The sequence below is a fragment of the Nostoc sp. CHAB 5836 genome, from assembly GCF_020829445.1.
GTDB lineage: Bacteria > Cyanobacteriota > Cyanobacteriia > Cyanobacteriales > Nostocaceae > Nostoc.
The window spans coordinates 39186-62917 of the sequence record NZ_JAIVFV010000022.1 but is presented as its reverse complement, the minus strand read 5'-3'; the positions used below and the strand labels follow the sequence as shown (position 1 = coordinate 62917).

At 43.8% G+C, this 23732-nt stretch carries 22 protein-coding genes and 1 pseudogene; 11 read left to right on the top strand and 12 right to left on the bottom strand.

The annotated features are described in order from the left end of the window. Both LC605_RS07080 and LC605_RS07075 read right to left on the bottom strand, forming a co-directional pair. On the bottom strand, window positions 1–1406 hold a 1406-nt coding region (locus tag LC605_RS07080), incomplete at its 3' end, for a caspase family protein (RefSeq protein ID WP_229546847.1). A gap of 1 nt (window position 1407) precedes the next feature. Continuing rightward, window positions 1408–1803 carry a hypothetical protein gene (locus tag LC605_RS07075; protein WP_229546846.1) on the bottom strand — a complete coding sequence of 132 codons (396 nt, stop codon included), beginning with the start codon at window positions 1801–1803 and terminating at the stop codon, window positions 1408–1410. Window positions 1804–2500: 697 nt separating this feature from the next. Between LC605_RS07075 and LC605_RS07070 the strand changes: the two genes are divergently transcribed. After that, complete coding sequence (locus LC605_RS07070) at window positions 2501–3397, top strand: Rpn family recombination-promoting nuclease/putative transposase (protein WP_229546845.1); 897 nt, start codon at window positions 2501–2503, stop codon at window positions 3395–3397. Window positions 3398–3464: 67 nt separating this feature from the next. Here LC605_RS07070 and LC605_RS07065 read toward each other — a convergent pair whose 3' ends face one another. From LC605_RS07065 to ndhC, 3 genes are read right to left on the bottom strand one after another with little or no spacing between them, the layout of a single operon-like run. Further along, the gene (locus LC605_RS07065) at window positions 3465–3995 is read right to left on the bottom strand and encodes an NAD(P)H-quinone oxidoreductase subunit J (protein WP_229546844.1); all 531 of its coding nucleotides are present in this window, start codon (window positions 3993–3995) and stop codon (window positions 3465–3467) included. After that, the gene (gene ndhK, locus LC605_RS07060; protein ID WP_229546843.1) at window positions 3988–4725 is read right to left on the bottom strand and encodes a photosynthetic/respiratory NAD(P)H-quinone oxidoreductase subunit K; all 738 of its coding nucleotides are present in this window, start codon (window positions 4723–4725) and stop codon (window positions 3988–3990) included. Before ndhK ends, LC605_RS07065 begins: the two co-directional genes overlap by 8 nt. Then, on the bottom strand, window positions 4716–5078 hold the full coding sequence (ndhC, locus tag LC605_RS07055; RefSeq protein WP_229546842.1) for a photosynthetic/respiratory NAD(P)H-quinone oxidoreductase subunit C: 363 nt from the start codon (window positions 5076–5078) through the stop codon (window positions 4716–4718). The genes ndhK and ndhC overlap by 10 nt, the downstream gene beginning before the upstream one ends. A gap of 299 nt (window positions 5079–5377) precedes the next feature. On the opposite strand from ndhC, the gene LC605_RS07050 reads away from it, so the two are divergent. Beyond that, window positions 5378–5713: a rubredoxin gene (locus LC605_RS07050; RefSeq protein WP_229546841.1), complete on the top strand. Its 336-nt coding sequence runs from the start codon at window positions 5378–5380 to the stop codon at window positions 5711–5713. A 101-nt stretch (window positions 5714–5814) separates the two neighbouring features. Beyond that, a complete protein-coding gene (locus LC605_RS07045; RefSeq protein WP_229546840.1) occupies window positions 5815–6834 on the top strand; it encodes a photosynthesis system II assembly factor Ycf48 in 1020 nt (339 codons plus the stop codon). Here the strand turns inward: LC605_RS07045 and LC605_RS07040 are convergent. Then, a complete protein-coding gene (locus LC605_RS07040; protein ID WP_229546839.1) occupies window positions 6796–6954 on the bottom strand; it encodes a hypothetical protein in 159 nt (52 codons plus the stop codon). The genes LC605_RS07045 and LC605_RS07040 overlap by 39 nt on opposite strands. Before the next feature lie 217 nt (window positions 6955–7171). Here LC605_RS07040 and psbE point away from each other — a divergent pair, with 217 nt between their 5' ends. The 4 genes from psbE to LC605_RS07020 all read left to right on the top strand — a co-directional run bounded on the left by psbE (window position 7172) and on the right by LC605_RS07020 (window position 8181). Continuing rightward, a complete protein-coding gene (psbE, locus tag LC605_RS07035) occupies window positions 7172–7420 on the top strand; it encodes a cytochrome b559 subunit alpha (protein ID WP_012411800.1) in 249 nt (82 codons plus the stop codon). Between the two features lie 9 nt (window positions 7421–7429). Beyond that, complete coding sequence (gene psbF / locus LC605_RS07030; protein WP_012411801.1) at window positions 7430–7567, top strand: cytochrome b559 subunit beta; 138 nt, start codon at window positions 7430–7432, stop codon at window positions 7565–7567. An 8-nt stretch (window positions 7568–7575) separates the two neighbouring features. Continuing rightward, entirely contained in the window at window positions 7576–7698 is a 123-nt protein-coding gene (locus LC605_RS07025) for a photosystem II reaction center protein L (RefSeq protein ID WP_012411802.1), read from the top strand. A 363-nt stretch (window positions 7699–8061) separates the two neighbouring features. Continuing rightward, window positions 8062–8181, top strand: coding sequence for a photosystem II reaction center protein J (locus LC605_RS07020; RefSeq protein ID WP_012411803.1), 120 nt, complete (start codon window positions 8062–8064; stop codon window positions 8179–8181). Window positions 8182–8360: 179 nt separating this feature from the next. Here LC605_RS07020 and LC605_RS07015 read toward each other — a convergent pair whose 3' ends face one another. The 3 genes from LC605_RS07015 to LC605_RS07005 all read right to left on the bottom strand — a co-directional run bounded on the left by LC605_RS07015 (window position 8361) and on the right by LC605_RS07005 (window position 12764). Then, complete coding sequence (locus LC605_RS07015; protein ID WP_084227157.1) at window positions 8361–8471, bottom strand: photosystem I reaction center subunit VIII; 111 nt, start codon at window positions 8469–8471, stop codon at window positions 8361–8363. A gap of 438 nt (window positions 8472–8909) precedes the next feature. Then, entirely contained in the window at window positions 8910–11603 is a 2694-nt protein-coding gene (locus LC605_RS07010) for a hypothetical protein (RefSeq protein ID WP_229546838.1), read from the bottom strand. 753 nt (window positions 11604–12356) lie between these two features. Next, the gene (locus LC605_RS07005) at window positions 12357–12764 is read right to left on the bottom strand and encodes a universal stress protein (protein ID WP_229546850.1); all 408 of its coding nucleotides are present in this window, start codon (window positions 12762–12764) and stop codon (window positions 12357–12359) included. A gap of 89 nt (window positions 12765–12853) precedes the next feature. Between LC605_RS07005 and pgk the strand changes: the two genes are divergently transcribed. Both pgk and LC605_RS06995 read left to right on the top strand, forming a co-directional pair. Further along, on the top strand, window positions 12854–14056 hold the full coding sequence (gene pgk, locus LC605_RS07000) for a phosphoglycerate kinase (protein ID WP_229546837.1): 1203 nt from the start codon (window positions 12854–12856) through the stop codon (window positions 14054–14056). Window positions 14057–14327: 271 nt separating this feature from the next. Further along, window positions 14328–14453, top strand: a pseudogene (locus LC605_RS06995) (NUDIX hydrolase N-terminal domain-containing protein); the annotation flags it as partial. Window positions 14454–14842: 389 nt separating this feature from the next. Here LC605_RS06995 and LC605_RS06990 read toward each other — a convergent pair. Further along, entirely contained in the window at window positions 14843–16186 is a 1344-nt protein-coding gene (locus tag LC605_RS06990; protein WP_229546836.1) for a calcium-binding protein, read from the bottom strand. Between the two features lie 335 nt (window positions 16187–16521). Next, a complete protein-coding gene (locus LC605_RS06985) occupies window positions 16522–18330 on the bottom strand; it encodes a calcium-binding protein (protein WP_229546835.1) in 1809 nt (602 codons plus the stop codon). A gap of 1344 nt (window positions 18331–19674) precedes the next feature. Here LC605_RS06985 and LC605_RS06980 point away from each other — a divergent pair. Both LC605_RS06980 and LC605_RS06975 read left to right on the top strand, forming a co-directional pair. Continuing rightward, window positions 19675–22224, top strand: a complete 2550-nt coding sequence (locus LC605_RS06980) for a sigma 54-interacting transcriptional regulator (RefSeq protein WP_229546834.1) — start codon at window positions 19675–19677, stop codon at window positions 22222–22224. 133 nt (window positions 22225–22357) lie between these two features. Continuing rightward, window positions 22358–22696 (top strand): hypothetical protein, encoded by a 339-nt coding sequence (locus LC605_RS06975; RefSeq protein ID WP_229546833.1) that lies wholly within the window; start codon window positions 22358–22360, stop codon window positions 22694–22696. A 554-nt stretch (window positions 22697–23250) separates the two neighbouring features. On the opposite strand, the gene LC605_RS06970 is transcribed toward LC605_RS06975, so the two are convergent. Next, on the bottom strand, window positions 23251–23673 hold the full coding sequence (locus LC605_RS06970; protein ID WP_229546832.1) for a hypothetical protein: 423 nt from the start codon (window positions 23671–23673) through the stop codon (window positions 23251–23253). Between the last annotated feature and the right edge of the window lie 59 nt (window positions 23674–23732).

The following is a 23732-nucleotide window of genomic DNA, read 5'->3' as shown; positions in this document are numbered from 1 at the left end:
TCTCGCAGTTTGGCTGCCAAGCGATCGCTGCGTTGCTTCTGGTGTTGTGCCACTTCTTCCGGTGTCGGAACCATTTCCAAGGTGATACCATTTCCTAAGTCTTCAACAAAGTCTTTTGCATCACTGGTAATGCGCTTGGTGATGTTTCCCTGTGCATTTCCTGGTGTTTCATTGGTGTTGGTTGGACTAGTTTCTCCTGAATTAGATCGCAAAAAATGTGGTGCTGCAATTGTCAAACCCAACCCAGTAACTGCAAACCCAGCAGTTTGAATTACACGTCGTCGTGACCAGTTAGGTAATATTAGGTTTGATGGCGAAGAAGGTGTTGAAGTTGTAGATGTTGAAAATTGTCCCGCACCAGAAGTCTGAGTATTATTAATCGGGGATGGTGAGGTTGGCTTGGGAGTTGGAATTTGAGGAGGTTTAATTATAGGTGTATTTGTAACTGACTTAGATGCTTGTGGAATTGTTTGCTGAGGTAAATCAGGAATTGCAGAACTATTTCGCAATCGAGCAATTTCTTCCAAGGCTTCTATAGCTTCCATATCTTGACCTGATGCAGCAGCTAGTACCCTAATCCAGAGTTGTTTTGCTAAATCAAAGTCTCTCTTACTCTGAGCGCGATAAGCATCATTTTTCAACGTGGCAATATCTGCTAAAGTTGCATATCGTGGCACAAGTATTAAATGGGATTTATTTACAGGTTCAGCAATCACATAAGGCGTTTGCCTTGTATTCTTATGCTGGCGAACCAATTCAGGCACACGAAACTTGAGATATTGCTCCAAGCGTTCCACAGTAGCGCACTTACCTTGAATTCCTAACCCTTCTAGTAATGCAGTGGTAAAAGCACCTTGTTGTAAAGCTTCAATTTCATAAGAAAACTCCTGGGGAATACAAGAAAAAAAGCTGATAACTCCTTGTTGACGTGCTTCTTCTGCGGTTTGTCGCCCAATTCCTTCACCTGTTTTTTTGCCTTCATTGCGACAAGCATCCAGAATCAAGACAACATTATCAGCACCGCAGCGACGCAGACGTTCACTCACAAAGTTAATCGCAATTGCCGTGTTTTCAATATCCTCTGGATCGCCATCACAGGGCATGAGATAATCACGGTCAGCGTATCTTATCCCATGACCACTGAAAAAAAACCAGAAATTATCCCCTGCTCCCATAAAGGGATTGTCAAATAACTGTCGCAAGACTCGCAGCAAGTTAGTGCGAGTTGGGCGAGTGGATTTTCCAGCAAGTTCAGGTGAGTCATCAGAGAAGAAAAATATCCGCTCAAATCCGGCTTCATTGCCCAAAAACTCTTGCATTAACTGTGCATCCCGCTTGGCATAGTTTAGCGGTTGCAGATAATCATAATGGTTAATTCCGATCGCGATCGCCCAATTTTTTGCCATTTCACTGTGATTCTTGGCGCTTGAACTTCAGCTTAATCGCTCCTTTAGTCCCAGCTTTGGCACCATTACCAATTAATTTAACTTCTCCTTCCCCACTAATTTCCACCGATAGCTCAATTTCATCTAGCTGCATTTTGGAGTTAACTTTTGCTTGCTCTTCGGCTTGACTAAACAAACTTCCCACAACTTTGAGAAAGTGAGTCATATTTTGCTCTAATTTTTGAGCGCTAACCTTAACAGCATCTCCTACCCCTTTGCTACCAGTAGATTCCCTGATAGTTTCCTCTCCCCAACTGCGTGTATTAGTACTCCCGCCTTTAGCACCGTCAGGAATGGATATTTGCGGCACTTCATCCGTCACAATCCAAATGCGATCGTCTTGGGGTGTTTCTGACATATTACTTTAAACATTTAGATTAGATTGTCCCATAAATACAGATACAACGGTAGAGATACCGATTCCGATTACTAGGAAATCTCGCTGAATATTTTACAGGATGTTTGAAAAGTGGTCGGCTGTAATTTTAGGCACTTATTGATCTAATACTGCGTAGGTTTTGGCAAAAAAATAAAAAATTTGTAGGTTGGGTTGAGGAACGAAACCCAACATTTTGCCGGGTTTGTTGGGTAACGCATTGGCTCAACCCAACCTACAAATATTAAAAACCTACGCAGTATTTATTTTAGATCGCCCCTAACCCCCCGATAAATTGGGGGAAGAATCAAAGTCCCGCGATACATTAGGGGACTTTGAAAGGTTTTGCCCCCTGATTTTTCAGATCCAGTGTATACACAAGTGACTTATTTTGCTTAAAGCGCTCTCAGACCTAACAAGAACAGCGCGTTCCCTACTAGCGTCAATCTTCAAAGCCCCTCTGTGCTTCGGAGAGGGGTTTGGGGAGAGGTCTGCCGACTTGTGTATACACGGTAGCCAATTTATCGGGGGGTTGGGGGATCAATTAACGTGAAAGTTATGTCCCGCAAGGAACTTCAGTTCCTTGCTCATAGCGAAAGTCATCTAAAAGATGACTAAATAATCGGAAAAATCTTTAGTCTACTGAAGTAGGCTTTAGGTATTATAGGATTTACACCCCATGATCAAACCCGCCGATGTCAGCACTAAACGCTTAATCAGCCTTGCACCTGATAACTGGATAAAATGGGTAACACAAATTCCTGATATTGTTGCTGGTGAAATTCTCAACTCAGAATTTCAGTGGATAAGTCGAGAAAGTGATGTTTTAATCCGTGTCGAAAGTCCCCAGTATGGAAAATTTCTCGTTCTTAACGAATTACAACTGCGCTATAAACCAGAAATGCCGCGCAGGATGCGTGCTTATGCAGCACTTGCAGAAGAAAAATATAATTTGCCAACGTACCCAGTACTAATTAATATCCTCAAGGCAAGTGATGCTGAAATACCGACAAGTTATGCATCAAATATTGCTGGTTTACGTGCTATTCAAGATTACCGTGTCATTAATCTGTGGGAAGTTGATGTCGAGATTGCTTTTCAACAACCCTTACCATCATTACTGCCGTTTGTACCCATTCTCAAAGGTGGTGATAACGAGTCTACGATTCGGGACGCATTGCGAATATTACGTGCAGATGAACAATTGAATCAACTAGAAACAGTATTAGGATTTTTTGCTACCTTTGTATTAGATAGTGCAATAGTTCAACAAATTCTGAGGTGGGATATGGCACTTTTAGAGCAGTCGCCTTGGTATCAAGAAATTTTTAGCAAAGGGGAAGCACGCGGAGAAGCACGCGGAGAAGCACGCGGAGAACTGCGAGGAAGAAAGGAAGAGTTATATTCAGGAATTGAATTGGCATTAGAAATTAAGTTTGGCAATCAAGGTTTAGAATTGATGCCGATCATCTCTCAAATTACGGATTTGCAGGAATTAAAAGCAATTCAGCAGGCAATTAAAACTGTAAATACAGTCAATGAATTACAGCAAGTTTTGTCAGCCAACTTGACATGAAACACCAAAAATATAACCCCTCTCCGCCACCGGAAAGGGGTTAATTAATGCCAAAACTCAGCAATGTCTAATAAGCGTCTTGCAACTCGTAAAAATCAGGCGAGATATAATCCTTCCGCAAAGGCCAACCTACCCAATCTTCCGGCATCAAAATCCGCTTAAGATTTGGGTGTCCTTCGTAGATAATGCCGTACATATCGTAAGACTCGCGCTCTTGCCAATCTGCGGTCTTCCAAATCCAGTATACAGAAGGCACTACAGGGTTTTCCCGTGGTAAGAACACCTTAACTCGCACTTCTTCGGGGCGATCGCTATTATCACCGACTTTAATCAAGTGATACATACTCACCAATTCTTGTCCTGGGCCAAGGTCAATACCACCTTGACACTGGAGATAATTAAACCCATAAGCATAAAGGGCTGTAGCAGTAGGAAGTAAAAAATCTGTTGCCACCTTAATTATCTCTACACCATTCTTGTCTGGTGCTGAAAACTCATGGTCAAAGCCATTTTCCGTTAACCACTGGGAAACTTTACCGGCTTGTACCAATGACTCTTCTTTGGCTGCTGGTACTGGTTTAGATTCTTCATCAGCCACGGGTTTGTTCCTCCTTTTGCGCCTTTGCTGTCAGCAGTGCAGGTGGTATTGGCATACCGATCGCTTCTGTCAATTCCTTTGGTGGTGCAGAGCGAGTTGCTGACTGCAAATACTCACCAGTTAAGATTTCTTCTACTGGCTTCAAGTTATGAGTCGTGCTGTAGTAGCGGTGAGTTTGCTTAATTTTATCCCGCTCCTGCATCGATTCATTGGCAATTTTCTTCCGCAGCTTAATAATTGCGTCGATAATTGCTTCTGGACGAGGAGGACAACCAGGCAAATACACGTCCACAGGAATTAGTTTATCGACTCCGCGCACTGCCGTGGGGGAATCAATGCTGAACATCCCGCCAGTAATTGTGCAAGCTCCCATCGCAATTACATACTTTGGCTCTGGCATTTGTTCATAAAGACGCACCAATTGGGGAGCCATCTTCATTGTAATAGTCCCTGCGGTAATGATTAAATCGGCTTGGCGGGGGCTAGAACGGGGAATTAGCCCAAAACGGTCAAAGTCAAATCGGGAGCCAATTAAAGCTGCAAACTCAATAAAGCAGCAAGCAGTACCAAATAACAACGGCCACAAACTAGAAAGCCGCGCCCAGTCGTAGAGATCATCGACCGTCGTCAAAATGACGTTTTCTGAAAGGTCTTGAGTGATTGTAGTCCGCTCAATGGGGTTGATGATTCGTTCTTTGCCCTGGGTTGTTAAGTTAGAATTCAAGACCATTCCAAAGCTCCTTTACGCCACGCGTAAACTAAAGCGACTACAAGAATTGCAATAAAGACTAGCGCTTCAATAAATGCCAATAGCCCCAAACGGTGGAAAGCTACCGCCCAAGGATACAAGAAAACAGTCTCCACATCAAAGATGACGAAGACTAGAGCAAACATATAGTAGCGGATGTTGAACTGAATCCAGGCTCCCCCGATGGGTTCCATGCCCGATTCATAAGTGGTGTGCCGTTCTGGGCTGTAACCACTAGGTCGTAGGAGCTTGGATGCTGAGAGCGCTAAGGCAGGAACTAGGCTACAGACTATGAAGAAGCCTAGAAGGTACTCGTAACCACTGAGAACAAACACAATGAGTATCTACCGCTTAAGGTGTAATTGAAGTGGGGAGTGGGGGGATGAGGGGGATGAGGGGGATGAGGGAGCAGGGGGAGAAGAATTAATGCCCTATGCCCAATGTTCTATGCCCTATGCCCCATCCCTTAACTGCGTAACTTTCTTTTACATTATATCTGTTTGGTTTTTCTGAAATCTGCGAAACAGATGCACTTTAGGTATTTGATTCGTTTTTGGTAGTGATAGAAAAGTCTAACAATTATGTCATAATTTTTAACGTATATTTAAGAATTCTCCTCTGCGAGGCCTTAGCAATGAGCGAACCAGCTGTTGAAACTCCGGTGTTAGACCGCTACGAGTGTCGCGCCTGCGGTTACGTTTACGAACCTGAAAAAGGAGACGACACTCATGATATCCCTTCCGGGACACTCTTTGCAGAACTGCCCATAAATTGGCGCTGTCCAGTTTGTAGTGCGAAGAAAACCGCTTTTGCCAATATCGGCCCTGCGGGTACTGCATCCGGCTTCAAAGAAAATCTCGGTTACGGTTTTGGTGTCAACAACCTGACGCCAACCCAAAAAAATATCCTAATTTTTGGCGCATTGGCTCTTGGCTTTTTGTTTTTTATCAGTCTCTACGGCTTACAGTGATACCCGTTAAGTAATTCAAAATTCCAAATGAAAAACCCAGGATTGCCCAGGATCCTAACTGCCAACTCCTACAGAAATTTAGAAATAATTAAGAAATCCTGATGCATTCAATTGTGAAAAGTTGGCAACGAATAGCTGCCTTGTTAATAGTAGTCGTCATGTGCATAGGTTGTAGCAAAATACCATCTGTTAGCTACAACCCTTGGAAAATCATTTCTGTGCCAACAGACTCGAATTTATTGGATATTGCTTTTACTAATAACTCCGAGCATGGCTACTTAGTAGGTAGCAATGCCACCCTATTGGAAACTAATGACGGTGGTGATACCTGGAAACCAATAACGCTGCAACTGGATGATCAAAAGTATCGCTTTGACTCAGTAAGTTTTGCAGGCAAAGAAGGCTGGATTGCCGGAGAGCCTGGATTGTTACTTCATACTACCGATGAAGGTGGTTCTTGGTCGCGTATTCCTCTGAGCGAAAAGCTACCAGGTAGCCCGATCGCAATTAAGGCATTGGCAGATAATACAGCTGAGATGGCTACTGATGTTGGAGCCATATATAAGACCACAGATGGCGGCAAAAATTGGAAAGCGCAGGTGGAATCAGCAGTAGGTGTAGTGCGTAACATAGAACGTTCTGCTGATGGTAAATATGTTGCGGTTTCCGCTAAGGGTAGTTTCTACTCAACTTGGGAACCAGGACAAGATGCTTGGGTACCACATAACCGCAACAGTTCTCGGCGGGTAGAAAACATGGGCTTTGGTGAAAATGGACAATTGTGGTTGCTAGCTAGAGGCGGTCAAATTCAGTTTAGCGACGAAACTAAAGCTGATGAGTGGCAAAAGGCACAATATCCAGAGCTATCCACCAGTTGGGGTTTGCTGGATTTGGCATATCGCACACCCAATGAAATTTGGATCGGTGGCGGTAGCGGTAATTTGCTCCGGAGTGGCGATGGTGGCAAAACTTGGGAAAAAGACCGTGCAGTGGAAGAAGTTGCGGCTAATTTGTACAAGATTGTGTTTTTGGAACCAGAACGGGGATTTATAATTGGCGATCGCGGCGTTTTGCTCAAATATCTACCAAACCCGGAAAGAAGTTCGCCAGGAGAGGCTTGATGAGGGGGATGAGGGGGATGAGGGGGATGAGGGAGCAGGGTAGAAGTTGCAGTAAGTTTTTTTCCCTCTGCTCAATGCCCAATACTTTGACTTCGCGGTTGGTGAGTTTACGGTGGGCATCTCGACTTTGCTCGTTGGCGTAGCCTAAGAAGAGATGGAACCGCAGTCGAACTGTGTAGTCGAACGCGAGTGCGTCCCGCTCTTAAGGGCAGTATAAGTGCCTCATGCCTAATTCCCAATTCCCAATTTCTGAGAAGAAGGTTGCAACTTGTAACTCTTTCTTAACTTTGTAGGATAATAAACTCAATAACACTCTATGTAGAAGGCAGGAATCTAGATGTCAGGTACCACTGGAGAACGTCCGTTTTCGGACATCATTACCAGCGTTCGTTACTGGGTGATTCACAGCATCACCATCCCGGCATTGTTTATTGCCGGTTGGCTATTTGTCAGCACGGGGCTGGCTTATGATGCTTTTGGCACACCCCGCCCTAACGAGTATTTCACACCAGCGCGGCAAGAAGTGCCCATTGTGAAGAACCGTTTTGAAGCTAAAAAACAAGTTGAACAATTTATTGGAAAGTAGTTTGAGATCATGACTAGCGGCAATAACATCAATCAACCAGTTACCTATCCAATTTTTACCGTTAGATGGCTGGCAGTTCACACCTTGGGTGTACCGACTGTATTCTTTTTGGGCGCGATCGCCGCAATGCAATTTATTCACCGTTAGGAGCAATTATGGTAGAAAGATCGCCCAATCCCAATAATCAACCGGTTGAACTAAACCGGACTTCGCTATACCTGGGACTACTACTAGTTTTCGTTCTGGGTATTCTGTTTTCCAGTTATTTCTTTAACTAACTGGAACTAGTGCTGTTAATCTTTGTTTATAAGAAAAATGCTGAAAACCCTGGAATAACAGGAATGTAGTTCCGTTTTTTGTGTTTTAGACCAGGGATGAAAGCTAATTGCAGGGTTTAGCCTGCGGTGACCAAATCACCTCATCAGTACAAGATTTAAAAACCTACCCCCGGACTGGGGGTAAGTCTACGCCCGGAAAAACTTTGAGGAGATATCACTACGCCCTATGGGCAAATGTGGTGCAGCCCAAGAACCTGATAAATCAGGATGTTAAGACACTGATGTCTTAATCATCTCCGTGGTCTTAGCCCGGAGAGTGTCAATGAACCTGTGTTGATTTGTTGTTAAGGGAGGAGAAAAACTGTGTCTGGAAGTGGGAGAATTCCCCTGTGGGTCGTCGCTACGATCGCAGGTTTAGGTATAATTACAGTCCTGGGCATCTTCTTTTATGGTGCCTACGCCGGACTTGGTTCTTCGATTTAACATCTGTTTGAAACGAACACTATAAGTCAGAATTTTCTAGCATTTGTTGAGAAATCAACGTAAAAAACCGCCTGTCTCTATGAGATGGGCGGTATTAATTTTGGTCATTAGTCATTTGTCCTTTGTCATTTGCAAATAACTAATGACTAATGACTAACGACTAATGATCCATGACTACATCAGCTGATATCGTCGCTTTCAATGTATAAAAATAGAAAGGCGAAGGTTATAGCTGGTAAAACCCAACCAATGATCGGAACGAAGATAGAAGGCAAAAAGGAAGCTGCCATAGTAAAAGCTCCTGTTAAATAACACTACAATTCAAAATGAGCTTACTGCAAATTCTGCCAAATTTTTGAAATTCTTTCATATTTTTAACACAGGCAATATTGGGAGTAGGGACTCTGTAGTCATAGGTGTCAACTTACAGCAGTTTTCATGTATTTAGACCACAATTATGAGACCTAACCCCCAACCCCTTCCCTTGTAGGGAAGGGGAGAAAATCAAAGCCTCTCTCCTTTTAGGAGAGAGGTTTGGAGAGAGGTCTATTTGTGGTTCATTTACCTTAAAATCGCTGTAACGTGAAACCCAAAGAGCCAAAGCTACGCTTTGTTTCCCCTCCCCGTAAGGGGGGAGGGGATTGAGGGGTGGGGTAAAATGCCTGTGGGATGAGCGTTTGAGCTTAATTTGACACCAATGCTCTGTAGTTTAACCCTTGGGGTGGATGTCAAATACCGAGGAGTTCATCTAGCTGCAACCTTGGCAAGTCTGGAGGAATTACAGTCCGTACTATTGTGACTTTGTGACTCTCCTGTTGGGTTGTCGGATCAAGTGCGATCGCTTCCAAGCGAATTTCCAAACAGCCAAAGGGAATGTTTAATTGGGTCATCACTTTCAACCCTCCCAATGCATTAGGTAGTAAATTTGTCAATAGATACGGCCCATCCACTAAGCAGCGAGTTTGATAATCTTGAAGCCATAACTTGACAACAACTTGGGGAGGTACTTCCGGCAGTACTACCCTCACTATGACAGACTTGCCAGCGATTAGCTCGCCTTCTGGCACATGGAGTTGTGGAATAGGTAAAGGCTCACTAGCTGCCGCAATTAAAGAAGGTAAATCTAACAGTGGTTGCTCCTGTTGTTCAAAGGGGTAACTCCTGGTTGCATCGGCTTCCAATTCACTATATGTATCATCTAAAACAATTTCTTGCGCTAACCAAGCTGACGCTATATTTATTTTGATCGGAGGAGGGGGGGGCGGTATTTGTGTTAACAGAGCCGATGAGAGTGTTGGTTCTTGTAAGACTTTTTCTATTTCCGTATTTTCTCCTATCCACAGCTTTGCTTCCTTGGCTGTGTCTACATCTTCCTCAAAATTCCTCACATCGGAATCCAACCCTTGGACTTCTTGCGATGTATACTGTTGACGCAATATCTCCGTGCTGGCATTTAGATTTAGCGGCAAGTTGACATCAACATTCGCAGTGTCTGCACTTAGAGAAACGGGACTCTGCTGGGCTGGAACATAGTTATCGTAGTCTTGAGGTTGCAGATCGTTGACAGATTCAGGTAAAGAGTATCCTTGGCTCTGCATCCACTTCCTGAGTAGAGGGGATGAGTAAAGATTGCCTGTTGTAATCAATTGTGCATTTTGCTGGGCTTCTATTTCAGCAACTAATTCTTCCTGGAATTGTATATTTGGCTGGACTTGTATGTCAGCAAAAGATTCTTCTTGAGATCGCGCATCACTTAAGACTAATTCTGGTGTTGTTTCATGTTCTTCAGCAACAATTGTGTTCAACTGCGGGAAGTCTTCAGCCGCTTGAACTTCCAATGCATCTGGGGGGACATTGTTTTTTACTTCTTCTTCTCCATCACCTGGCAAAGTTTGTAGCCGTTTCAAGTATGGGAAAGTAGTGGCGAGTATTGGCATTCGACGACGTTGCTTGATCACCAACTGCTCCAAGTTGATGGCAGCTATGGTAGCCTTTTTTTCTAGAAGCTCCTCCTGTATGGGGGGTTCTGCAACAATATCTGTGAGAGTATTGGCATCGATTTGAATAGGAGGCAGTTTCGGCAATTGAGGCGAAGTGACTGAATTCTTGAGCTTAGGTGTCCGCAGGGTAACTTCTCGCAGAACTTGCAGGTTAATTTGCGGTGGTAGGGGTGTGTTTGGGGATGGATTAAGTATCTGAGGCTGGTCTGTTTTGGGAATTTTGACCAGATTGAATAGTTTCAAATCTAGCTTCACAGATGCCTCTGGTTCTGTGAAAGCAGCAGATGAGTCCGATGGTGGTATGGTGTCATTTAAGGATGTACTAGGCTTTGCTGCGGCTGCGATCGCCAGTAATTCCCTTATATCTGCTGTAATGGTGAAGCACTGGCTGGCTAACCGGATGACTGCGCCAACATCGGCGAATCTACCATATAAACTGATATCTGCCAAAATTAACTTAGATTCACAGTCAGCAGGAATATCAATTGAGGTATTGATGGTAAAGGGCAACTCCTGGTCTGGTAAGGGTTGTCGTACCTGAGTCAAGATTTTCGAGTTGTTGGGCGATCGCAGTTCAATTTCTAGTTCAAGCGCCCACAAGCTTTTTGGGGATAATGTTTCAGGCTGATCTAGATTGGTCTTTTCTTGGAGTTGTATCTGCCCACTGATTGTCAAAGCTTGTCCCCAACAAGCAATGTAACTATCGTGACCCAAAGTTAGCAGTAATGGTGGTGGTGTTTGTGTTGCTAGAAAATCTGTAACCTTTTCATCTTTAGGTAGGGTTTCAGAGCTGGGTAAAGCTAAATCTATTAAATTTTGTAAAATCTGCTCTGCCGTCTCCCCTTTGAGCCACACAGGACTCACAGGCTCGTCGATAACTAGATCTTCTTCTGTTTCATCTGGCACCAAAATGGTAGCGGGGTTGCTGTGTCTAGTAATTCCCAGTTGTGTAGAAACAGCGATCGCTTGATCTAATCTAATTTCGGGTTCTGCTGGGGCAGTGTATTCCAAGTTTTCAGAAACAGTATCTGAGTGATCAGGTGAATTTGATTCTAGATTCTCCCCCTTTCCTTCCTGAGACAATACTTGCAGTTTGACAGTATATTGCCAAGATTTACCGAGCAGATCCGACATCAAATCCCCGGAACACCGTAATTCCCAAACTCCTGACGCGAAGTAGGTAAAGGGAACTACCGCCATTAAGCCTTCTGAGTTAGTGCGACGCGATCGCTTGAAGATTCGCCGCGTTGGTTGAACTTCTTTCGTTGAAGAGTGAGTTACCCACACATCCACGTCTGTATTAGGATGGTTAGAACGAGCCAAAACTCGATACTCCCCTTCCAAAATTTCCGAATTTGGCGATTCTAGGATATGCCATGAGCGAGCGCCTTGTTTCTGTATCAGAAATTGCCAGTGTTCCATTGTAAGTGATGCCCAGACCGACGAGCCGCTAAGTAATATTCTGCATTAACTTGCTTGCAAGTTTACCCCAGTATTTTGTAAATGCATTACCTAAAGTGTGCCCGAATTTATACTCGCCCCGCTATCAACCAATACGCTTCGGCTTAAGGCTTAACTCTTTGTCAAAATGAATTTTTTCAACGCACCGCAAAGGCCAGTGCGTCTTTTAAGAGTTGGACGCACTCCAATACTGCGTAGGTTTTGGAAAATCGTAGGTTGGGTTGAGGAACGAAACCCAACCTACACGGGTTAAGGTTTTTGGGCTTAACCGAGCAGTATTGGGACGCACTCGCCTTTGCATCTCCTACATAGGACTTACGCAACTGGCATATTATTTGGAGTTTGTAGTGAACGCGAGTACGTCTCGTTGGCGTGGTCACTGAGCGTAGTCCTTGGCGCAGCCTAAGAAGAGAAGTGCAGCTTAAGAAGAGAAGAGAGGACTAAAGTCTTCTTTCATCAGGGCTGTTCGCGGAGGGTTCCCGTAGGGTAGCCCTGACTACAAACTAAAAGCTTTGATTTTTGTGACGTTGCTCCCGTCCTAACTGTGATAATGCGGATACTTGTTCACTGTTCACTGATTTAAAGCCCCTCTCCGCGTCGGAGAGGGGTTTGGGGAGAGGTCTGCCAACTTGTGTATAAACCGTAGCTTCAAAAGGGGGGTTGTGGGGATCAATAAGTGCCTAAAATCACAGCTAACCACTTTTCAAACAACGTCTAAGGCACAATCAGCACTGGGCAAGGGGAAAGATTAATCACGCGAGTAGTGACACTATCATCTGCTCCCTCTTCAGTCAAGCCTAACCCCCGACAGCCCATGATGATTAAATCAGCCCCGATATCATCAGCGACATCGCAAATAGTAAAAGCTGGTTTGCCTTGCCTTTCCAGGATTTCGGATTGAATTCCTTGCCCAGAAAATAAAGATTGGGCATTTTCCAGCAGTTTGGCAACTACCTCTGGTGACACCATCGGATCTGCACTAAGCGCGTCTTTTGGCGGTTCTTCTACCACAGACAGCAGCACCAAGCGACTGCCATACTTTTTGACTACGTTGGTAACTACGTCAGCAGCTTCCCGCGTTTCCCGGCTTTGATCAATAGGAAATAGTACTGTCTTAAACATTTCTGTCACCTGGACACCCCTGACTCCGGTAAAATCTGGATGGTTCTACTTTCAAAACAATAACAAAAAGGCAATCAGGAGAGTTTGGTGTGTCCAAAAAAAGTTTAGCAAGTTTATCTTCGGCTGATATATCTGGGAAACGTGCCCTAGTGCGGGTTGACTTTAATGTGCCCGTGGATGATCAAGGCAACATTACCGATGATACTCGCATTCGCGCCGCTCTACCAACCATCAGAGATTTGACGCAGAAGGGTGCTAAGGTCATTCTCGCCAGCCATTTTGGGCGTCCCAAGGGTGTGGATGACAAATTACGCCTAACTCCCGTTGCCAAGCGTCTCTCGGAGTTACTGGGGCAAGAAGTCGTTAAAACTGATGACTCGATTGGTGATGAAGTTGCAGCTAAAGTTGGCACGTTGCAAAATGGCCAAGTGCTGTTACTGGAAAATGTCCGTTTTTACCCAGAAGAGGAGAAAAACGATCCAGAATTTGCGAAAAAATTGGCAGCTAATGCTGACTTTTATGTAAATGATGCTTTTGGTACTGCACACCGCGCCCATGCTTCTACTGAAGGTGTGACTAAATTCCTCAGTCCTTCTGTGGCTGGATATTTGGTTGAGAAGGAATTGGAATATCTGCAAAACGCCATTGAAAATCCCCAACGTCCTTTGGCGGCAATTATTGGCGGTTCCAAAGTTTCCAGTAAAATTGGCGTGATTGAAACGCTACTGGAGAAGTGCGACAAGCTGATCATCGGCGGTGGCATGATTTTCACATTCTACAAAGCCCGTGGTTTAAATGTCGGTAAGTCGTTAGTAGAAGAAGACAAGCTAGAACTAGCGAAATCTTTGGAAGCTAAGGCTAAAGAACGGGGCGTTACCTTCTTGTTACCCACGGATATAGTATCAGCAGATAAGTTTGCTCCTGATGCTAATGCGACAACTGTTAGCATTGAGAATATCCCCGATGATGGTATGGGTTTGGATATTGGCCCAGACTCAGTAAAAGTTTTCCAAGATGCCCTTGCAGATACCAAAACGGTAATTTGGAACGGGCCAATGGGTGTGTTTGAGTTTGACAAGTTTGCCGTAGGTACAGAGGCGATCGCTCATACTCTCGCTGAAATTAGCAAAACTGGCACAACTACCATCATTGGCGGCGGCGACTCAGTAGCGGCTGTGGAAAAGGTTGGTTTAGCCGACCAAATGAGCCACATCTCCACCGGCGGCGGCGCTAGCTTGGAGTTACTTGAAGGTAAGGTATTGCCTGGAATTGCAGCTTTAGATGATGCTTAAGCAAATTAGCCCTTAAGCGATTGAAAAAATCTGGTAGTTTTTGATAATTGTGCTAAGGGTGCGGTATACCGTACCCTTACTATATTTCAATACCTTAGCCAATTTTTGAGAACGCCCGCAGAATGCAGGTTTTGGGCTATGGGTTGAAACCTCATTTTCAAAGCCTGAAACCGTTGCTGTCTATGGAATTTAGCTTTGTTGTCTAGCTCTGATCCTCTAATTTTGGCGAAGGTATTGTACTTATAACAACTTACACAAACTTGGAAAAACTGTGGAAACAAAATGGCTGGAATGGGCACAAAAATTACAAGCGATCGCTCAAAATGGTCTAACCTATTCTCAGGGTCTTGATGACATCGAACGCTACAAACAATTACGAGCGATCGCCACAGAGGTGAACGGGTTACCCAGCAGCAAGCAAGTGGCGTTGGGGTTTTTACCTAGTATTTGGCTGTATCTTTGCACTTATTGATCCCCCCTACCCCCCGATAAATTTGGGGAAGAATCAAAGTCCCCCTTTTTTAAGATAATTGTAGGTTGGGTTTCGTTCCTCAACCCAACCTACGCAAATTTATTTTTACGGCTTAACCCAAGCGTATTGCCCCCTACCCCCCTGATAAATTGGAGGAAGAATCAAAGTCCCCCTTTTTTAAGGGGAGCCACTGCGGTCTTCTCCCAAGGGGAGACGCCAAGGGCGATGGGGTCTCCCCAAGTGAAGCAAGTGGCGTGGATTTAGGGGGATCTAAAACGTTTTGTTACCGAGAAGAGGACTTTTCAAACATCCTCTTATACAACACTCACTTCTAGCGTATAAGCAAAATCAGCGTTAGAGCCGCTACCAGAGAAAGTTCCGCCATTTTGAGGGGAGAAAGGAAATTTACTCACTGAAATGGAGTACGTACCTGCACCCAGGGAACGGCTGATTAATGACGAACGGCTATTGCCAGCATCATCATTACTGTCCACTAAATTCCCAGTATCATTAAACAATCCGAGAACTGTATCTCCCGATGTCACTGTCCTAATAGTGACAGTTCCGGAATTTGCTAAAGAAAAATTAAAAAAGTCGAAATCGGCCTTACCTCCCGGTTGAACTGTTGTCAACTGGGCTGAAACATTAACGGCTGAGTCCAATGATAAGGAACCTAACCCTTCAGCGCTCCCTAATGTGTTATTTTTAGCTTCTCCAGCATTTTCCCGCTCATAGAAAAGGAAGTCATCACTATCAAGTCTGAGATTATTTCTCCCTTGCACAACACCTATGATCTCATCTTGCTCTGCTCCGGGTTTGTCTAAGAATATTCGTGTGTTGTTTGCAAGAACTTCTAACCGGTAGTCCTGTGGAGGCCCTTTGAGTTCAATCCGATCTTGGGTAGAGTTGAAGTCAGTGATAGTAGCCAAGTCCACAAAACCAGGATTCGTACTATTGTTATCGTCGTAGAAAACATTTACAGCGTTCCCCAGGATAAATTTATCTGCCCCAGCCCCGCCAGTCAAGTTATCAGTTTCCCCTAATCCAGGTGGAAGCGGACTACCAGGCCAAGCACCGATCAGGATATCGTCTCCAGGCCCGGCATTGAGTTGGTCATTGCCTGGCCCACCCTGTAAACTATCATTGCCGTCGCCACTATTGAGTTGGTCATTACCGAAATTACCGTCTATGGTGTCATTGCCTCCTCCGTCATTGAGAATGTTGTTATCAGCATTACCAAAAAGGAAGTTGTTAATACCGTTGCCCGTACCGTTGATGGCGCTAATTCCCGTCAGCGTCAGGTTCTCCACATTGAGACTGAGTGTGTAGTTGACGGGAGATCGGACAATATCTGTACCTGAATTAAGAGCCTCTCTAATGATGTCAGCAGCAGTGTCAACAATATAAATGTCGTCCCCTGCTCCACCATTCAAGGTATCAGTACCTGTGCCCCCATCAAGTCTGTCATTGCCATCTTCACCGATTAGACTGTCATTCCCCGTCCCACCTGCGAGGGTATCGTTACCAGCCAAACCATTCAAAATATCGTCACCGGAGGGACTATTGGCATTACCACCACTAGCCCAACCAACTATGCTGTCATTTTCTGAAGTCCCATTTATCTTGTCAGGACTTGTAGTGCCGAAAATGGATGCCATATTATCTCTCCTGAGTTTATTCCTAACTACGTAAGTTCAGTCTTAGTTAAAGAACTATTCATGAAGTTGAATGTAAATTACTTACTTGCCACGTCGCCGTGTTCTTCTAGCCGATACGGGAAAAGTATCTTTGAATCTGGCCTCTGATGTCGCTACTTTCTGAAGTTGACAATGTTCCTGACAATTCAGATCATATCAAAAACCTCACTTCCATTCCTCTCCCCTGGAAGGGGAGAGGCTTTGAGTTCTCCCCCAACCCTTATAGGGAAGGGGGCTGGGGGGGTTAGGTTTCGTGTTAGCTTTTCCACATGACCTCAATTGTCAGGACAATGTTCTTATACAAAACTCACTTCTAGCGTATAAGCAAAATCAGGGTTGGAGGCGCTACCAAAGAAAGTTCCGCCATTTTCAGGGCGGAAGGGAAATTTACTCACTGAAATGGAGTACGTACCTGCACCCAGGGAACGGCTGATTAATGACGAACGGACACCGGCAGTATCATCATTACTGTCCACTAAATTTCCAGTATCGTTAAACAGTCCGAGAACTGTATCTCCCGATGTCACTGTTTTAATAGTGACAGTTCCGGAATTTGCTAAAGAAAAATTAAAAAAGTCGAAATCGGGATTATTCCCCGGTTGAATTGTTGCCAACTGGGCTGAAGCATTAACCTTTGAGCCTGACGACAAAGTACCGAACACTTCAGCTGTTGATAGTGAGTTGTTTGTACCTCTTCCAACAATTTCCAGCTCGTTATTGAAAAGGAAGTCATCACTATTAAGTGTGAGATTGTTTCTCGCCTGGACAACACCTATAATCTCATCTGGCTCTGCTCCTGGTTTGTCTAAGAATATTCGTGTGTCGTTTCCAACAACTTCCAGACGGTAGTCCTGTAAAAGTCCTTTGAGTTGAATTTGATCTTGACTAGAGTCGAAGTCAGTAATAGTAGCGAAGTCGCCAAAACCAGGATTTGCAGTGTTGTTATCGTCGTAGAAAACATTTATCAAGTCCCCCAGGATAAATCTATCTGCCCCAGTCCCACCAGTCAAGGTATCAATTTCCCCTAATCCAGGTGGAAGCACATTACCACCAGGAAAACCACCAGAAAAAACACTGATGAAAACGTCATTTCCAGAGCCGCCATTGAGTCTGTCATTGTCGAGTCCGCCTCGTAGTAGATCATCGCCGTCTTCCCCGTTGAGGATATCATTGCCGCTACCACCGATTAGTGAGTCATCACCTGCTCTTCCATTGAGAGTGTTACTGCTCAAATTAGTACCGAAGATGGTGTTATTAAGATTGTTACCTGTCCCATTGATGGCGCTAGTTCCCGTCAGCGTCAGATTCTCCACATTGGCACTAAGTGTGTAAGTGACAGAAGACCGGACAGTATCTGTGCCTGAATTCGCAGCTTCCGTAATGGTATCAACTGCACTGTCAACTATGTACGTGTCGTCGCCTAGTCCCCCATTTAGAGTGTCAGTACCCAAGTTGCCATTAAGTGTGTCATTGCCATTGTTGCCCGATAATCGGTTATTTTGGTTATCGCCAACAATGCTGTCATTTCCATTGGCGCCGATAACATCATCAAAGTTGACTACAGTAAATCGCAGTGTTCCCAAAACAGGAACGTTATTGGCAGCAAAACTTTGAGTTTCCAGGTTAACGGTGATAGATACCCCAGATAAAGCTTGAGATGCATCTATGGTGTTGCTGGCAACATTAGCATTAGCAATAATGTTTTCTACTTGAAAGAGTTCGTCTTGCCCCAGTCCCCCAGCTTTTTGAATGGTTCCGACACTTGACAAGGTTATTTTACCTCGTTGGCTGTAGTCTGCGGTATCAATGCTATCTCCGCCATCAATGCTGTCGTTACCCTGATTACCTTTAAAGGTGTCAGTGCCTGCACCACCTTTGAGAATGTCGTTTTCTGTGCCTCCATCAAGTGTATCATTGCCATTTCCACCACTTAGACTGTCGTCTAACGACCCACCTGCGAGGGAATCGTTACCAGCCAAACCATTCAAGGTATCTTTACCGGAGGTACTATCGGCATCACCATCACTAGTCCAACCAACTATAGTGTCATTTCCCGAAGTCCCATTGATCGTGTCAGGGCCTATAGTGCCGAAAATAAATGCCATATGATCTCTCCTGAATTTCTCACTAATACGTAAGTTCAGTCTCAGTCAACGAACTATAGCGCTTTTCGTTTGGATCCAATACAGTTTGATCTCACTTCTATTCCTCACTTCCTTTAAAGAGAGAGGCTTTGAATATTACTCCCCAACGCTAGTAGAGAAGGGGCTGGGGGTTAGGTCTGTATTCCATGCAATTGAGAATCACTATATTCATTGGTTCAATGTAAATTCTGAGGGGGTGACAAAACCCTTTGAACCAAAGACGCAGCAAGCGTTTTGAACGCTTGTGCCATGAAAAGATAAACATCATTTTTCGGATTTATTGATTCCATTCTCAATAATCACAGCCCAAAAGCCTGATTTTTCTGTTGGGATAGGTTCCCAATTTGTTTTGAGCGTTTCAAGGCTAACCCTTTGATAATCCTTATTTGATAAGGCTTTGAGACGAAGTTGCCACCCCCTCAGATGTAAATTACTTGCTATTTGGGTAATCTAAGTTAGAAAATATTTATGATTTGGTTAAGAAATTCTCAAGAAAAAATATCTAACAACTGATTGTGGGCTGACCCTAAAAGCCCGCTTTTGGTTAGAGACGAGCCAGATGCCCACTCTCCAAAATTAGATAAATTATTTCTTGAAAATTCTTTAATTGATTACTCAAATAGGAAGTAACTGGATCAACTATTTTGGTTCTTCTTCCAAATTTTTTTGAACCCACATTGTAATTATTTAATTACCATGAAGTATAAGGTTACATCAACTTCTTTAGCAAATCTTTAAAATCTTATTTAGGAGGCAGGAGTCAATACGCTTGGGTTAAGGCTAAAACTCTTTGTTAAAGTCAATTTTTTTAAAGCAAGTAAGTCGGCGGGAAAATTTATCAGTATGTAACGAAAAGTTAATCAGAGCCATTGGAGTTAAATTTAACACGTTGTGTACTATGGTTTCCTTTTTTGCCTCTGGCTTGAATACCATCTTAAAGTTTGAGAGGGAATTAATACCCTTACTGATATTCAACATCAAACCTCCTATGCACAAAATTTAGTAAATATCACTAAATTTGCATCAAATTTAGTTTCCGCTCAATACGAGTGTAATGTAAGGGTTTTTAGCTTAAGCAAGAATAAACATTTCACATGATGTATTAGACATCTGGTGAAATTAATTATGCGTTGCCTGAAACCTTTGTAGAGACGTAGCACTGCTAGGTCTCTACATTGCACTGCTAGGTCTCTACATTCATTTTCACCAGATGTCTATTAATGCACAACATCTGAACACAGATATTTTGACATACCCTTTCAGGGATAATCCTTGTTATACAGCAGCCTACACGGAGAACTTAAGATGACATCTCCAGAAACGGTTATATGGCTACAAGAACGCACGACTTTAGGAATTCTCTCACCTGAAGTATTAAATGCGATCGCCCAAGCAATTGAAGAACAAGTAGTGAGTGCCGAAACTGACTTAGTTAGCGAAAGCACTACTCCAGAAGCCCTTTATATTCTCGTGCAAGGTCAACTCGAAAGCAATAGCACCAATGAAACGAATTCAGCTTTAGCTTGCGGCTTCCTTCCCGGAGCAGTGATTCACCTCAAAGAATTGCTATTGGGAGAGTTAACTCCATTCACAATTACTACGGTAACAGAATGTCATTTGTGGGTTCTACCTGCGACTAAATTACATTCCTTAGTCACCCAATACCCCGAAATCACTCAGGCTTTTTCCCGCCAATTAGTTCAAGAATTAGCTCAGGTGACATCTGCACTTGGCTATGAACAAGAACGTTCCGTAGCTTTGCGACCCTATTTAGTCACCAAAGCGCAACGGGGAATTGTCGGTACAAGTCGCTATGCTGTGCGGCTGCGGGAGCAAATTCGAGAAGCGGCGGCTGACCGCAAATCAGTGGATATTTTCGGAGAACCAGGGTTAGAAAAAGATAATATAGCAGCCCTCATCCACTTTGGTTCTCCAAAACGGCGAGAACCAATTATTAAAGTAAATTGTGGTATTCTCCAAACTAGCGGTGCAGATTTATTCGGTCGCGCTGGCGGTAAACCAGGATTGTTGGAATGGTTAGGGGAAGGGACTCTAGTTCTCAACAATATCCAAGAATTGCCCCAAGAATTATTACCTCCCGTGACGCAGTTGCTCAAAACTGGCACATACACCCCTGTGACTCGTTCTGGAGAGCCAGTATCTGAACCTCGCTCTAGTAAAGCTAGAATTCTGATCGTTTCAGAAAAAACTCAGCCGACAATTGAACGCTGTATCGGTCACGTTATTAAAGTACCACCGCTACGGGTGCGAAAAGCTGATATTCAGGCACAGGTGGAATATTATATTAGTCTCTACATTCGGGCTAGAGGCATTTCTAAACTGCGCATCACCCCCGAAGCTCTACGTCGCCTACAATCATACGATTTTCCTGGCAACCTCAAAGAATTGAAAAATCTGGTAGAAAGGGCGATCGTGCAAGCTGAGGGTGCCAATGAATTAACAGAAGAAATTTTCTGGCCAGCCGAAACTAAGAAAAAACGATTTCGGCTGAATCTGTTAAATGCCTATCCTAGTTTGCGGCAATTTTTACGTAGTCCTTGGTGGCCCGATCGCATTAATTATGGTTTGACTGCAACGGCCTATGCAATTATTGTTGCAGTATTATTTATTGGGCCGCAAACCCGCGATCGCAATTTCGTATTAAATCTATTTTGGGCTTGGTGGTGGCCTTTCTTCTTATTTCTCTTTCCCTTTTTGGGACGTATCTGGTGTTCTGTTTGTCCCTTCATGATTTACGGGGAAATTACCCAAAAGTTATCTTTATGGCTGTGGCCTCGAAAACTCAAGCGCTGGCCGAGAGAGCAAGCCCAGAAATGGGGCGGATGGTTTATGTTTGGTTTGTTCACCCTAATTTTCTTATGGGAAGAACTCTGGCATTTAGAAAATACAGCTTACCTCAGCGCTTGTTTGTTGCTGTTAATTACCGCAGGGGCGATGATTTTCTCCGCTCTTTTTGAGCGGCGATTTTGGTGTCGTTATCTCTGTCCCATCGGCGGAATGAATGGTTTATTTGCCAAACTCTCAATGACAGAACTCCGGGCACAGCAAGGTATTTGTTCTGCCAGTTGCACCACTTATCAGTGCTATAAAGGTGGGCCGCAAAAGGGCGAAGGCATGGAAACTAATGGATGTCCCTTGTATTCTCACCCAGCGCAGTTAGAAGATAACAGAGATTGTGTGTTGTGCATGACTTGCCTCAAAGCCTGTCCCCATCGTTCCGTTGAATTCAACTTGCGTCCCCCTGGTATTGAACTGTGGACAACTCATGTACCCCGTAGCTATGAAGTAGCATTATTGTTTTTGCTGTTGGGTGGTATATATCTGCATCGCTTGCCAGAATTGCAATCTTGGTTGGGGTTACAACTGGATTTAACCCAGTTTTGGCAGCATTTGGGATTATCGCTGTTAGTGTTAATTATCCCAGCGATTTTTACCTTTGCGGCTTATGGCTTGCTCCAACTGTTCAGCCTTAACTGTAAGCCTCGAAAATTTGTAGAACTTGCCTACGGCTATCTACCATTAGTGTTGGGGGGAAACTTGGCTCACTATCTGCGTTTGGGCTTAGGTGAAGGCGGGCGGATTTTACCCGTGACCTTTGCTACTCTTGGTTTGAGTGGTGAACAATTGCCAATATTGGTTGCTCACCCGGCGGTGATTGCCTTTCTGCAAGGCACAACGATAATTTTTTCCGTGTTTATGACTATATTATTAACACAAAAGATTGCAAAGCAAGCGGTGCGGACACCGAAGGGGTTAGCGAAGCTATCACTTCTTTGGCAACACCTAGCAGCTATTGGGTTGGGAGTTAGTATGTGGGCAATTATCGTGTTTTAAGCCAATATATTCCACCAGGCGGTTTCTAATCGCCTCAACTAGGTGCAAAATGTGAGTTAAAAACATTCTTCCCTACGAAGGTGATAGAAAATACTCATATGAATTTTCACTGATAGCGTCAGGATTACAGATAATGCACGTTCTAAAAAGATCCATCAAACCAGTAACCTATATATCCTTCCTCCACATTTACCAAACTACTTGGGGGACTGCTGGTGATATTTGTTTAATCCGTGAATCTATAGCTAATGAAAGTACAGCGAAGTTTGTCGGTCACAAAATCCAACTAGCACTGCCAAAAGGGTTGGAGCGCGATCGCATCGCCAACTGTCCGATAATCAAAGTTGCAGGTAATGTCGGCGACGGACATCCAAAAGAACACCCCTTGGAATGGGAGGCTTATGAAGGTGTAGATCCAGAACTAGCCCTCGCGGCTCTCAAACCTTGGGGCTTTCAGTTAATTGAACTCTAATGTGGCGATTGTAACCATTCCCCGACCTGAAGGTCTTGTCGTTACCAACATCTTTTAAAGTGACTGGGTGATAAAATCGGCAGCCCAACACATATCCTGTAATCGCAACCAGCCTCGCCATAAGGTCTGCCCGGTTGGCAGACCATCGGATTTGCAACCGAGAAAACCACCCAAACGAGCGATCGCTAAAAAGAACGGCTCTTGCGTAATTAGCGTGCTAAATTAGTTATAAAAATACCTTAAAACCCTTGCTGGGCAGTCATAACAGTCATTATTCGCTGCCTTTTAGTCGCATTGCTAAAATTTAGGCTGTAAGTGCCTGCAAGCCTTGATTTAAAAGCAAATTTATCAATTTTAATTAAAGATTTAGCACGACAAGTACGAAAGAACCGCAAAGTTTAAAATTTATCTATCCATAAATAAATTTGCGTAGGTTGGGTTGAGGAACGAAACCCAACATTTTCGAGCGTTTGTTGGGTTTCACTAAAATTCAACCCAACCTACAATTATCCTTAACCCAAGCCTATTGACTACGAATTATGAATTATTTAATACTAAGACAAAGAATATCCTGTTGCTTTCTTAACGTATTTCACAACTTTTTCATAAGATTCAGGATTACTCACAGGGTTGATGATGATGGGGATAGTGCCATCTGGCAACCAAAAAGTTATCCTGCCATTCGGTTCATGACAAAAGCAACTGATGCAGTTGAGATTAATTACATATTCATTTTTTTCGTAAATTATTCTCACCCAGTGGGCGTGATTTAATTCTAATCTTGTCACACATTCTAAATAATCAAGAATCTTTTGATAATCTTCTAAGTTACTGTGCGGGTTAATCACTATGGGAATGGCACTATCGGGCAACCAAAAAGTAACCCTGCCATTCATCTCATAACAAAAAGCATGGACACGCTCAAAATTCACTACATATTCTTTCCTCTCGTAAAGGATTTTCACCCAGTACGCCACAACATCTCCTCAAGTCCGAAATTTACGAATGATGCACCCTGAATGTCCAAATTTACTCA